General features: G+C 66.0%; 14 protein-coding genes. All 14 read left to right on the top strand.

Translation table 11 applies throughout. The annotated features are described in order from the left end of the window. Positions 1-18: 18 nt before the first annotated feature. On the top strand, positions 19-1,005 hold the full coding sequence (gene fliG, locus AC3WUM_RS12200) for a flagellar motor switch protein FliG (protein WP_492410790.1): 987 nt from the start codon (positions 19-21) through the stop codon (positions 1,003-1,005). Positions 1,006-1,209: 204 nt separating this feature from the next. Continuing rightward, the gene (locus AC3WUM_RS12195) at positions 1,210-1,830 is read left to right on the top strand and encodes a FliH/SctL family protein (protein ID WP_492410588.1); all 621 of its coding nucleotides are present in this window, start codon (positions 1,210-1,212) and stop codon (positions 1,828-1,830) included. Beyond that, entirely contained in the window at positions 1,827-3,194 is a 1,368-nt protein-coding gene (fliI, locus tag AC3WUM_RS12190; protein ID WP_492410587.1) for a flagellar protein export ATPase FliI, read from the top strand. Before AC3WUM_RS12195 ends, fliI begins: the two co-directional genes overlap by 4 nt. Positions 3,195-3,217: 23 nt before the next feature. Beyond that, on the top strand, positions 3,218-3,640 hold the full coding sequence (fliJ, locus tag AC3WUM_RS12185; protein ID WP_492410586.1) for a flagellar export protein FliJ: 423 nt from the start codon (positions 3,218-3,220) through the stop codon (positions 3,638-3,640). After that, positions 3,637-4,590 carry a flagellar hook-length control protein FliK gene (locus tag AC3WUM_RS12180; protein ID WP_492410585.1) on the top strand — a complete coding sequence of 318 codons (954 nt, stop codon included), beginning with the start codon at positions 3,637-3,639 and terminating at the stop codon, positions 4,588-4,590. The genes fliJ and AC3WUM_RS12180 overlap by 4 nt, the downstream gene beginning before the upstream one ends. Positions 4,591-4,759: 169 nt before the next feature. Beyond that, entirely contained in the window at positions 4,760-5,359 is a 600-nt protein-coding gene (locus AC3WUM_RS12175) for a flagellar basal body-associated FliL family protein (RefSeq protein WP_492410584.1), read from the top strand. Between the two features lie 7 nt (positions 5,360-5,366). After that, complete coding sequence (gene fliM / locus AC3WUM_RS12170) at positions 5,367-6,398, top strand: flagellar motor switch protein FliM (protein ID WP_492410582.1); 1,032 nt, start codon at positions 5,367-5,369, stop codon at positions 6,396-6,398. Between the two features lie 77 nt (positions 6,399-6,475). Further along, positions 6,476-6,751, top strand: coding sequence for a flagellar motor switch protein FliN (gene fliN / locus AC3WUM_RS12165; protein WP_492410789.1), 276 nt, complete (start codon positions 6,476-6,478; stop codon positions 6,749-6,751). Between the two features lie 13 nt (positions 6,752-6,764). After that, positions 6,765-7,106 (top strand): flagellar biosynthetic protein FliO, encoded by a 342-nt coding sequence (fliO, locus tag AC3WUM_RS12160; protein WP_492410581.1) that lies wholly within the window; start codon positions 6,765-6,767, stop codon positions 7,104-7,106. Positions 7,107-7,276: 170 nt separating this feature from the next. After that, positions 7,277-8,017: a flagellar type III secretion system pore protein FliP gene (gene fliP / locus AC3WUM_RS12155; protein ID WP_492410580.1), complete on the top strand. Its 741-nt coding sequence runs from the start codon at positions 7,277-7,279 to the stop codon at positions 8,015-8,017. Beyond that, positions 8,014-8,283 (top strand): flagellar biosynthesis protein FliQ, encoded by a 270-nt coding sequence (gene fliQ, locus AC3WUM_RS12150; RefSeq protein ID WP_492410579.1) that lies wholly within the window; start codon positions 8,014-8,016, stop codon positions 8,281-8,283. The genes fliP and fliQ overlap by 4 nt, the downstream gene beginning before the upstream one ends. A 12-nt stretch (positions 8,284-8,295) precedes the next feature. Next, positions 8,296-9,075, top strand: a complete 780-nt coding sequence (gene fliR, locus AC3WUM_RS12145; RefSeq protein ID WP_492410578.1) for a flagellar biosynthetic protein FliR — start codon at positions 8,296-8,298, stop codon at positions 9,073-9,075. Position 9,076: 1 nt separating this feature from the next. Further along, entirely contained in the window at positions 9,077-10,219 is a 1,143-nt protein-coding gene (gene flhB, locus AC3WUM_RS12140; RefSeq protein WP_492410577.1) for a flagellar biosynthesis protein FlhB, read from the top strand. Between the two features lie 247 nt (positions 10,220-10,466). Then, on the top strand, positions 10,467-11,759 hold the full coding sequence (gene gltP / locus AC3WUM_RS12135; RefSeq protein WP_492410576.1) for a glutamate/aspartate:proton symporter GltP: 1,293 nt from the start codon (positions 10,467-10,469) through the stop codon (positions 11,757-11,759). Positions 11,760-11,799 lie beyond the last annotated feature (40 nt).

Here is an 11,799-nt window from a genome sequence, read left to right as displayed (position 1 = left end):
GCCGTCATTCCCGAGAAGATCGCCGGCCCCGAACGCGCTGCGATCCTGCTGATGTCGCTCGGTGAAGCCGAGGCCGCGCAAGTGCTCAAGCACATGGGCGCCAAGGACGTGCAGCGCGTCGGCCAGGCGATGGCCTCGCTGTCGAACGTCACGCGTGATCGCGTCGAGAACGTGGTCACGCGCTTCGTCACCGAACTCGATTCGCAGACCTCGCTCGGTGTCGGTGCGGACGACTACGTGCGCCGCGTGCTCGTCGGCGCGCTCGGTGAAGACAAGGCCAGCAGCCTGATCGATCGCATCCTGCTCGGCCGCAACAGCAAGGGGCTCGAAGCGCTCAAGTGGATGGAGACGCGCGCGGTCGCCGACGTGGTGCGCAACGAGCATCCGCAGATCGTCGCGATCGTGCTCGCGTATCTCGATTCCGACCAGGCCGCCGAAGTGCTCGCGCTGCTGCCCGAGCGCATGCAGAGCGACGTGCTCATGCGCATCGCGCGGCTCGACGGCATCCAGCCTGCCGCGCTGCGCGAGCTCGACGAGATCATGGAGAAGCAGTTTTCGGGCGGCAACAACCTCAAGTCGTCGAGCGTCGGCGGCGTGAAGGTGGCGGCGAACATCCTGAACCTCATGGACTCGACCACCGAAGGCGCGATCATTTCGCGCATCGGCGAATCCGACAACGACCTGTCGCAGCGCATCCAGGACCTCATGTTCGTATTCGACGACCTCGGCGACGTCGACGATCGCGGCGTTCAGTCGCTGCTGCGCGAAGTCGGCGGCGATCTGCTGTGCACCGCACTCAAGGGCGCGGACAGCCGCGTCAAGGACAAGATCCTCAAGAACATGTCCAAGCGCGCGGCGGACATGCTCGTCGAGGACATGGCGGCGCGCGGGCCCGTGCGGCTCGCCGACGTGGAAGCGGCGCAGAAGGAGATTCTCGGCATCGCGCGGCGCCTGTCGGAAGCCGGTGAACTCGCGATGGGAGGGAAGGGGGATGATTTTGTTTGAGCTCGCCGCCGGATCCGTGAGTTTTTGTGCAGCCGTGCCGGTTCCCTCTCCCACTTGTGGGAGAGGGTGGCGCGTAGCGCCGGGAGAGGGTGCGTTCGGAAAGTGCACACACTTTTTCGCACCTACCCTCTCTCCCCTCGCTGACGCGAGGGACTCTCTCCCGCAATCGGGAGAGAGGAAAGGCGCGGCGCACGAGGCTTCGAAATGACCCTGACCATCGAAGACAGCGCCCAGCTCCGCCGCTGGGAAATGCCGCTGCTGACGCGCTCCGAGGAAATCGTCGAGCCGGTCATCGCGATGCCGACGGCCGAGGAGCTCGAAGCGATCGAGCGCGCCGCGCATGAGGAAGGCTTTCAGCAGGGACATGCCGAAGGCTTGCAGGCCGGTCGCGCGAGCGGCATCGCCGCCGTGCGCGAGGAAGCGCAGCGCCTGCGCGACCTGATCGAACACCTATCGCGTCCGCTCGCCGATCTCGATGCCGAAGTCGAACGCACGCTCGTGGCGCTGACGATCGAAGTGGCGCGGCGTCTCGTAGACGAGCAGTTGCAGCTCGACCCCACGCTGACGGCGAACACCGTGCATCAGGCCATCGCCTCGCTCGCGCAGCCTCCGCGCGAGGCGCGTGTGCACCTGCATCCGGCCGATGCGGCCTTGCTCGCGGAGCACTTGCCGGCGCCCGCGGACGTTTCGATCTGGCGCATCGTGCCGGACAAGCAGTTGCAGCGCGGCGACTGCCGCCTGCTCACCGACAGCGCGCAGGTCGATGCCTTGCTCGACACGCGCCAGTCGGGCGTGGCGCGCGCCTTGCTCGGTGACGGCGAATGAACACGCCGGGCTTTGCTGCGAATGCGTTCAGAACCTCGCGGGACCGTCATCTGCTCTCGGCCTTGCGCGGTGCGCGTGCGCGTGTCGGCGAGGCGCAGACCGTCGTCATCGAAGGCCAGCTCAAGCGCGTCACCGGCTTGACGCTCGAAGCCGTCGGTTGCCAGGCGCGGCTCGGTTCGCGCGTCAATGTGCTCAACGCGGACGGCGGCGCGGTCGAAGCCGAGGTCGTCGGCTTTTCGGGCGAGCGCACCTACCTCATGCCGATCGGCGATCTGCGCGGCGTGCAAGCGAATGCGCGTGTAGTGCCGCAGGCCAGGGCGCCGACGGTGCCGGTCGGTCCGGGCTTGCTCGGCCGCGTGCTCGACGGCGAAGGTCGTCCGCTCGACGATCTCGGCCGTCTGAACTGCGACCGCGCGAGCATCTCGGCGGCGCCGATCAATCCGCTCGCGCGCGAGCCGATCGCCGAGCCGCTCGACACCGGCGTACGCGCGATCAATTCGCTGCTCACGGTCGGCCGCGGCCAGCGTCTCGGCCTGTTCGCGGGCACTGGCGTCGGCAAGTCGACCTTGCTCGGCATGATGACGCGCTTCACCAATGCGGACGTCATCGTCGTCGGCCTGGTCGGCGAGCGTGGCCGCGAAGTGCGTGACTTCATCGATCACAGTCTCGGCGAAGAGGGCCGCAAGCGCGCGATCGTCATCGCCACGCCGGCCGATCGCTCTCCGATGCAACGCCTGCGCGGCGCCTGGCTCGCCACCTCGATCGCCGAAAGCTTTCGCGACCGCGGACAGAACGTGCTGCTGCTGATGGATTCGCTCACGCGCGTCGCGCAGGCGCAGCGCGAGATCGGCCTTGCCATTGGCGAGCCACCGACCACGCGCGGCTATCCGCCGAGCGTGTTCGCGCTGATTCCGCGCATCGTCGAGCGCGCCGGCAACGGCATGCAGGGCGGCGGTTCGATCACCGCGATCTACACGGTGCTGACCGAGGGCGACGATCCGAACGATCCGATCGCAGACACCGCGCGCGGTGTGCTCGACGGTCACATCCTGCTGTCGCGGCAGATCGCCGAATCCGGCATCTTTCCGGCGATCGACGTCGAAGCGTCGATCTCGCGCGTGATGCATTCGATCGTTCCGGTCGAGCACCAGCAGCTCGCACGCCGCTTTCGCGCGCTGGTGTCGACGTATCAGCGCAATCGCGATCTGATCGCGATCGGCGCGTACCAGCGTGGAGCCGATCCGCGCGTCGACGAGGCGCTCGCCCTCTGGCCGAAGATCGAAGCCTTCCTGCGCCAGGATGTCAGCGAAGGCTCGAATTTCGAGGCGAGCCGCAGCGCGCTCGCCGCTCTGTTCAACGGTTGAATGCATTCATCAGGGAACTCCGCATGCTCAGCGCCAAGCGTCTGCAACCGATCCAGCAGCTCAGCGAACAACGCGAAGACGCGGCTGCCGAAGCCCTGGCCGAAGCGCGGCGCCAGCTCGCCCAGCGCGAGAATCAGCTGCGCGAGCTCGAGAACTATCGCGAGCCGGCCGGCGGCATCACGAGCGTCGAGCTGCTGCTGAACCGCGAGGCCTTCCGGCTCAAGCTCAACGAGGCGATCGCCCAGCAGCGCCGGGCGATCGAGCAATCGAGGCGACTCGTCGAGCAGCAGCGCCAGCGCTGGCTCGCGAGTCATCGCCAGACCCAGGTCTACGATCATCTGGCCGAGCGTTCGCGCGAGCACGAACGCCACCGCGACGAGCAGCGCACGCAGCGCGATCTCGACGAGCTGGCCTTGCGCGGCCCGGCCACCGGCTCGGCGACGTGAACCTGTCCGCCGCTATGACGGCCGCGGTCGCGCCGGCTGCGATTGCGCAGGCGATCAAGCCCGGCGATGCGGGCATGGCCGGCGGCAATTTCGGCGAGCAGTTGCTGCAGCTGTTGATGGCCGGTGACGCACCGCTCGTGGGCGCAGACAGCGGCGAGTCGCCCAAGCACCTAGAGGAATCGAGCGAAGCTGTGTCCGACGACGATGAGTCTCCGATGCCTTTATTGCCCGGCCTGTCGCTGCTGATCCAAACCCTGGCGAATGCCGACGCTGCGCTCGAGACGAGCGCCGAAGCGCCGAACGCCGCGAGTGCACCGATCGCCGTCGCCAGCGGCGGAGCGGGCGTCCTCACGGAGCTGCTCGAACAGGATCTGGCAGAACAACTTGCCGCAGTCACGGACGCGAACGACGCTTCCACCACGAGCACGCTCGACATCGCGGCATTGACCCAAGCCCCCCAAATCCAGCAGACGATGCCGCCACCGGCCTCCAATGCCAGCACCGCTGCGAGCATGCCGACGCCGCTCGATGCGGCACATGCCGAGCGCTTCGCCGAATCGCTCGACGAACGGATCACCTGGCTCGCCGACGCTGCGCGCAAGGACGGGCCGCAACAGGCCACGATTTCGCTGCATCCAGCCGAGTGGGGCAGCCTGCAGATTCGCGTCGATCTCACGCAGGACGGCCGCGCGACCGTGAAGTTCGATTGCGAGACGCCGCAGGCGCGCCAGGCGATCGAGGCGTCCCTGACGCAGCTGCGCGAACTGCTGTCGACCACGGTGGTGAGCGGCGCGGCTCCGCGCTTCGAACTCAGCGGTGGCTTCGGCCATCAGCAGTCCGGTCAATGGAAGCCGGCGACGCCGACCATAGCCACGCCCGATGAGGGCGAGCCCCTTGAAAGATTGTCGATCGCGCGGCGTCCGCTCGGCTTGCTCGATCAGTTTGCGTAAATCCACTTTCCGCCGCCACCGCGTCGCTTCGCTGACGCGCGTTTGACGACGCTTTGCGGTGACGCATTTCCGACGCCCGATATTGCGGTCCGCACCGTCAATTTGCCGACTGAAGCGCCGATCTCTCGCGTAAGCCTTGCGTGAAACGGCGGGCACAGCGCTTGCCTCGATGGCCCGTCTCATCATCCGCCCCGAGGACTCGCGCATGGCCAGCGCCGCAACAACTCCTGCCACCCCGGCAGCTCCCGCCAAGAAAGGCGGCTTACTGCCGATGTTGCTCTGCGCGGTGATCGCCGCGGGTGCTGCGGGCGGTGGCGTCTGGTTCATGACGCAGTCCAAGTCCAAGCCGGCCACGCATGCGGAAGAAGGCGAGGGCGAGCATGCCGCCGCCGAAGAACATGAATCGTCCGGCCACGACGATGAGCACGGCAAGAGCGGCCCGGCCGAAGGCGCCGCCCAATACCTGCCGCTTACGCCCGCGATCGTCGTCAATCTGAACGACAACGTCACGATGCGCTATCTGCAGGTCGACATCGAGCTGATGGCGCGCAGCGGCGCTGCGATCGAAGCGGCGACGCTGCACATGCCGCGCATTCGCAACACGCTGATGCTGCTGTTCACGCAGCAGCAGTTCGAAGACATCGTCACGCGCGAGGGCAAGGAGAGGCTGCAGAAAGATGCACTCGCCGCCGTGCAGGCCGTGCTCAAGGAAGAAACCGGCAAGCCTCGCATCGAGGCGCTGTACTTCACCAACTTCGTGATGCAGTGACGCTGTCATGAGCTCCCGCGAACTGCTCTCGCAAGACGAAATCGACGCGCTGCTGCACGGCGTCGACTCCGGCGCGGTCGACACCACGCCGCCACCGGCCGCACCCGGTGAAGCGCGCAGCTACGACTTCACCACGCAGGATCGCATCGTGCGCGGTCGCCTGCCGACGCTCGAGATGATCAACGAGCGCTTCGCGCGGCTGTTCCGCATTTCGCTGTTCAACCTGCTGCGCCGCACGCCCGAGCTGACCGTCGTCGGTCTCGAGATGGCGAAGTTCGCGGAGTACACGCACAGCCTCTACGTGCCGACCAGCCTCAACGTCGTGCGCGTGAAGCCGCTGCGCGGCACCGCGCTGTTCATCTTCGAGCCCAAACTCGTCTTCACCGTGGTCGACAACTTCTTCGGCGGCGACGGACGCAGCGCGATCAAGATCGAAGGCCGCGAGTTCACTCCGAGCGAGAACCGCGTGATCCAGATGCTGCTGCGTCAGGTCTTCACCGACTTGCGCGAAGCCTGGGCGCCGGTGCTCGATCTCGATTTCGAATTCCTGCAATCCGAAGTCAATCCGCACTTCGCCAACATCGTGAGCCCGTCGGACATCGTCGTGGTGTCACGCTTCAAGATCGATCTCGAAGGCGGCTCGGGCCACCTGCACGTGACGATTCCGTACTCGATGATCGAGCCGATCCGCGATCAGCTCGACGCCGGCCTGCAATCCGACCGCGCCGAGCGCGACGAGCGCTGGACGCAGGCGCTCGAGGCGCAGATCAAGGACACCGAAGTCGGCATCGAAAGCCAGCTTGCGAGCACCACGATCAGCCTGCGTCAGCTCATGAACCTGAAGGCCGGCGACGTGCTGCCGATCCAGATGCCGAAGACCGTCGATCTCTACGTCGAGGACATGCCGGTGTTTCGCGGCGAGTTCGGCATCTCGCATGGCCGCAACGCCGTTCGCATCACCGACGTCATTCGCCGCCCGGCACCGCTCACCGCAACGCCAACACCCACTCCGCTTGCCCCCACAGGAACCCGCCCGTGAATTCCGTACCGAACTCCAGTGCCGGCACCGCACAGGATTTGCCGCGCGCCAGCTTCCAGAACCTGCAGTCCGACGGCATGGCCGCTTCGGGCGAGCAGAATCTCGACGTCATTCTCGATGTCTCGGTGACCTTGTCGATGGAAGTGGGCCGTGCCCGCGTGCCGATCCGCAATCTGCTGCAGCTCAACCCGGGTTCGGTGATCGAACTCGAGCGCGCAGCCGGCGAGCCGCTCGACATCTACGTCAACGGCACGCTGATCGCGCACGGCGAAGTCGTGGTTATCAACGATCGCTTCGGCGTGCGGCTCACCGACGTGGTGAGCCCGACCGAACGCATTCGCAAGCTGCGCTGAGCGAGCGAGCAGCGTGGCGATCGGCGGAATGCTGCAATCGATGCTCGGCCTGCTCGTGGTGGTCGGCGCGATCTTCGCGCTGGCCTGGGGGCTGCGGCGAGTGCAGGGCTTGCGGCCGAAGTCGGCCGCCGGACTTCAGGTGCATGCGGGGCTGTCGGTCGGTGCGCGCGAGCGCGTGCTGTGGATCGAGGCGGGCGGCAAGCATCTGCTGATCGGTGTCGCACAGGGCCGTGTCAACGCGCTGCATGTGTTCGACGAGGCGCCGGTGCTCGAATCGTCGACGACGCAGCAGAGCATGCAGGCGCCGAATTTCGGCGAGCTGCTCAAGAAGGCTTTGGGCAGGGAAGGACAGTGAAGAAAAGTGAGTCGTTGTTTGTCCTCTCTCCCGCTGGCGGGAGAGAGTCCCTCGCGATAGCGAGGGGAGAGAGGGTCAGCGCGAACGAGGGCGCTCATTCTTCGGACTTCCCCTCTCCCGGTTCTTCGGACCACCCTCTCCCGCAAGCGGGAGAGGGGAACAGCAGGATCATGCGTGCTGTTGTGACGCTTGCGGTCGGATCGGTTGCACTGCTCCCCCTCGCAGGTCAGGCCGCCGGCCTCCCCGCCGTCACCGTCACGCCCTCCTCCGGCGGCGGTTCCGAATACAGTCTGAGCATTCAGACGCTGATCCTGCTGACCGGCATCACGCTGCTGCCGGCCGCGCTGCTCATGATGAGCGCGTTCACGCGCATCATCGTCGTGCTCGGCCTGTTGCGTCAGGCGATGGGCACGGGCAACACGCCGTCGAATCCGGTGCTGATCGGCCTCTCCCTGTTCCTGACGCTGTTCGTCATGAGCCCGACGCTCGACGCCATCTACTCGCAGGCCGCCAAGCCGTATCTCGACGGCCAGATGTCGTTCGAAACCGCGCTGCAGACCGGTGTGACGCCGCTGCGCGGCTTCATGCTCTCGCAGACGCGCGAGAACGATCTGCTGACTTTCACGCGCATCGCCGGCCTCGAAAATTACGAGAAGCCCGAGGACGTCCCGTTTCGCGTGCTCGCACCGGCCTTCATGACCAGCGAGCTGTCGACCGCGTTCCAGATCGGTTTCATGCTGTTCATTCCGTTCGTGATCATCGACCTGGTCGTCTCGAGCGTGCTCATGAGCATGGGCATGATGATGCTCTCGCCGATGCTCATCTCGCTGCCGTTCAAGCTCATGCTGTTCGTGCTCGTCGACGGCTGGAGCCTGGTCATGGGTTCGCTCGCGCAGAGTTTCGTGCGATGACGCCCGAAGACGTGATGACGCAAGGCCAGCAGGCGCTGCAGCTGGCCTTCATGATCGGCGCTCCGCTGTTGCTGACGGCGCTCGCGGTCGGTCTGCTCGTCGGCATTTTCCAGGCCGCGACGCAGATCAACGAAGCCACGCTGAGCTTCATTCCGAAAGTCGTCGCGATGTCCGCGGTACTCATGTTCACGGGCCCATGGATGCTGCGCATGGTCGTCGAGTTCACTCGGCGGCTAATCGAATCGATTCCGTCGGTCATCCACTAGACCCCGATTGCGATGGAGATCAGCGACGCACAGCTGCAGGTCTGGTTGCAGGCCGGACTGTTTCCGCTCGCGCGCATCGGTGGCGTGCTCACGAGCGCACCGGTGCTCGGCGATCGCTCGGCGCCGGCGCGCGTACGGCTCATGCTTGCGCTCGCGCTGACCTTGATCGTGATGCCGCTGATGCCCGAACAGCCGCCGTTGCGAGCGTTCTCGGCCGACTGGTGGCTGCGCATGCTCACCGAGGTCCTGCTTGGCGTCATGATGGGCTTCGTGCTCAAGCTCGTGTTCGAAGCGGTGGTGCTCGGCGGCGAGCTGATCGGCAACAGCATGGGCCTGGGTTTCGCGCGCATGGCCGATCCGCTGCGCGGCACCGACGTTCCGGTCGTCGGGCAGTTCCTGCATCTGATGGCCGCCTTGCTGTTCATCGCGCTCGGCGGGCATTTGCAGCTCATCGAACTGCTCGTCGGCAGCTTCAAGGCGGTGCCCGATGCGGGCGCGGTGCTACAGGCCTCACAGTTCAAGTCGATGGCCGAGCTCGGCATCACGATGTTTTCGGGCGCGATGCGGCTCGCGCTGCCGATGCTCGCGGCCTTGCTGCTCGTGAACCTGGCTTTCGGCGTGATGAGCCGCTCGGCGCCGACGCTCAACGGCATGTCGGTCGGTTTTCCGCTCGCGCTCGCGGTGGGGCTGGTCCTGCTGCACGTCGATCTGCCGAGCCTGCGGCAGGTCTTCACGCAGCAGTTGCAGCAGGCCTGGACGACGATCGCGCTGATCAGCGGGCAGGGCGGCTGAGATGTCCGAGAGTTCACAACAGAAAACCGAACAAGCCACACCCAAGCGCAAGCGCGATGCACGCAAGAAAGGCCAGGTCGCGCGCTCGCGCGAGCTGTCGACGGGCCTGGTCGTCGGTGCGTCGCTGATCGGCGTGATGGCGAGCGGCCACAGCCTCGCGGGCAAGGGCCTGGCGATGATGCGCCAGAGTCTCGTGCTCGAACCGGGCCTGATCGGCGATTCGGACGCGCAGATCGCGCTGATGTTCCATCGCCTGTTCGAAGCGCTCGTAGCGGTCGCGCCGATCATGATCGCCGGACTCGTCGCGGCGATCGCCGGGCCTGCCTTGCTCGGCGGCTGGAACTTCAGCAGCCAGGCGTTCTCGCCGCAGTTCTCGCGCATCAATCCGCTATCCGGCCTCGCGCGCATGTTCTCGTCGAACGCGCTCGTCGAACTCGGCAAGAGCCTGCTCAAGTTCTGCGTGCTCGGGGCGATCGGGGCGCTCTACGTCTGGACGCATCACGAGCCGCTGATGGCGCTCTCCACGCTCGATCTTGCGACGAGCATCCGCGAGGCGCTGGGCCTGGCGCTGTGGGCGCTGGTCTGGATGAGCGCGGGCTTGTTGCTCGTGGCCTTCGTCGATGCGCCTTACCAGTGGTGGAAGCACCAGAAGGAATTGCGCATGACCAAGCAGGAGGTGCGCGAGGAAATGAAGGAGTCGGACGGCAAGCCCGAGGTGAAGGCGCGCATCCGCCAGCTGCAGCATCAGCTCGCGAGCCGGCGCATGATGGACAAGGTGCCGAGCGCCGACGTGGTCATCACCAATCCGACGCACTACGCGGTCGCGATCCGCTACGCCGCGGGCAAGATGCGCGCGCCGATCGTGGTGGCGAAGGGCAGCGGCGTGATCGCGGCCGCGATTCGCGAGCTCGCGATGCAGAGCAAGGTGCCGCTGGTGTCGGCGCCGCCGCTCGCGCGCGCCCTGTATCGCAGCGTGGAACTCGATCGCGAGATTCCGGGCGATCTGTACCAGGCGGTGGCGACGGTGCTGACGTATCTGTACCAGCTGCGCAGCGGAACGCTGCGCAGCAAGCCCGATTTCGATGCGCCGGTGCCGGGCGGAGAGCCAGACCCCGAGCCCGAATCCGTGCACGGCGCATCGTAGACGGCAGGCGGTGCCGACTCCGCGCCGCGAGTGCTCGCGCGCGCTTGCCTGGTCCAAGGATGGACTCGGCATTGAAATCAATGGCATAAGCCTGCAAGGATTCCGCGCATAACCCGGGGTTATACCCGCGGGGCGTCTATTCATTGGCCCTGGCAGCAGGCGCTGCCTAGGCTTCGACCTTCATACAAATTGTGGCCAGTTTTGCGCCAGACGGCTTCGGCGCGGCCCATAAGAGCTGACTATTTCTATGCGTCGTATCGGCCTGGCCTGGCAAATCCTCATCGCGCTCGCACTCGGCATCGTGGTCGGCGCCCTGCTGCACAACTTCGGCGGCGAGACGCGCAGCTGGGCGATCGGCAACGTGCTCGCGCCGGCCGGGCAGATCTTCATTAAGCTGATCAAGATGATCGTGCTGCCGATCGTGCTGTCCTCGCTGGTGGTCGGCATCGCCGGCGTCGGCGACGCCAAGAAGCTCGGCAAGATCGGCGCCAAGACGCTGATCTACTTCGAGGTCGTGACCACGGTCGCCATCGTCGTCGGCGTGCTGTTCGCCAATCTCGCGCAGCCCGGCGCGGGCATCGACATGAATCAGCTCAGTACCACCGACATCTCCTCGTACGAGGCGACCACCGAGGCCGTGCAGAAGAAGCCGCACGGACTCATGGCGACGATCCTCGAAGTGATTCCGTCGAACGTGTTCGCCGCACTCGCGGCCGGCGAAATCCTGCCGATCATCTTCTTCTCGGTGCTGTTCGGCCTCGGGCTGTCGTCGCTGCCGGCGCATCACCGCGACCCGCTCGTGCAGATGTTCAAGAGCGTGGCCGAGACCATGTTCGTGGTCACCAACATGGTCATGCGCTACGCGCCGATCGGCGTATTCGCGCTGATCACGGTGACCGTCGCCAACTTCGGCTTTGCTTCGCTGCTGCCGCTCGCCAAGCTCGTGGTGCTGATCTACGTCGCGGTGCTGTTCTTCGCATTCGGCGTGCTTGGCCTGATCGCGCGCTGGTGCGGTTTCAGCATCCTCAGGATCATGCGCCTGCTCAAGGACGAACTCGTGCTCGCGTATTCGACGGCGAGTTCCGAGGCGGTGCTGCCGCGGCTGATGGAGAAGATGGAAGCCTATGGCGTGCCGAAGGGGCTTTCGAGCTTCGTGATTCCGACGGGCTATTCGTTCAACCTCGACGGCTCCACGCTGTACCAGAGCATCGCCGCGATCTTCCTCGCGCAGCTCTACGGTATCGACCTGAGCCTGACCCAGCAGCTCGTGCTGATCCTCACGCTGATGGTGACGAGCAAGGGCATCGCCGGCGTGCCGGGCGCCTCGCTCGTGGTGCTGCTCGCCACGCTTGGCAGCGTCGGCATTCCGCTCGAAGGCCTGGCCTTCATCGCCGGCGTCGACCGCATCCTCGACATGGCCCGCACCGCGCTCAACGTGGTCGGCAACGCGCTCGCCGCGCTCGTGATCGCCAAGTGGGAAGGCCAGTACGACGCCGTGCAGGGCGCGGCCTACGAGCGCGAGCAGCTCGGCATCGGCTAGCCGATGCATCTGCATCGCTGAAATTTTGCGGCTCGCCCGG

It is taken from the genome of Hydrocarboniphaga sp. FW305-C-57 (genome assembly GCF_058783045.1).
This window is presented reverse-complemented; position numbering and strand designations above follow the sequence as displayed.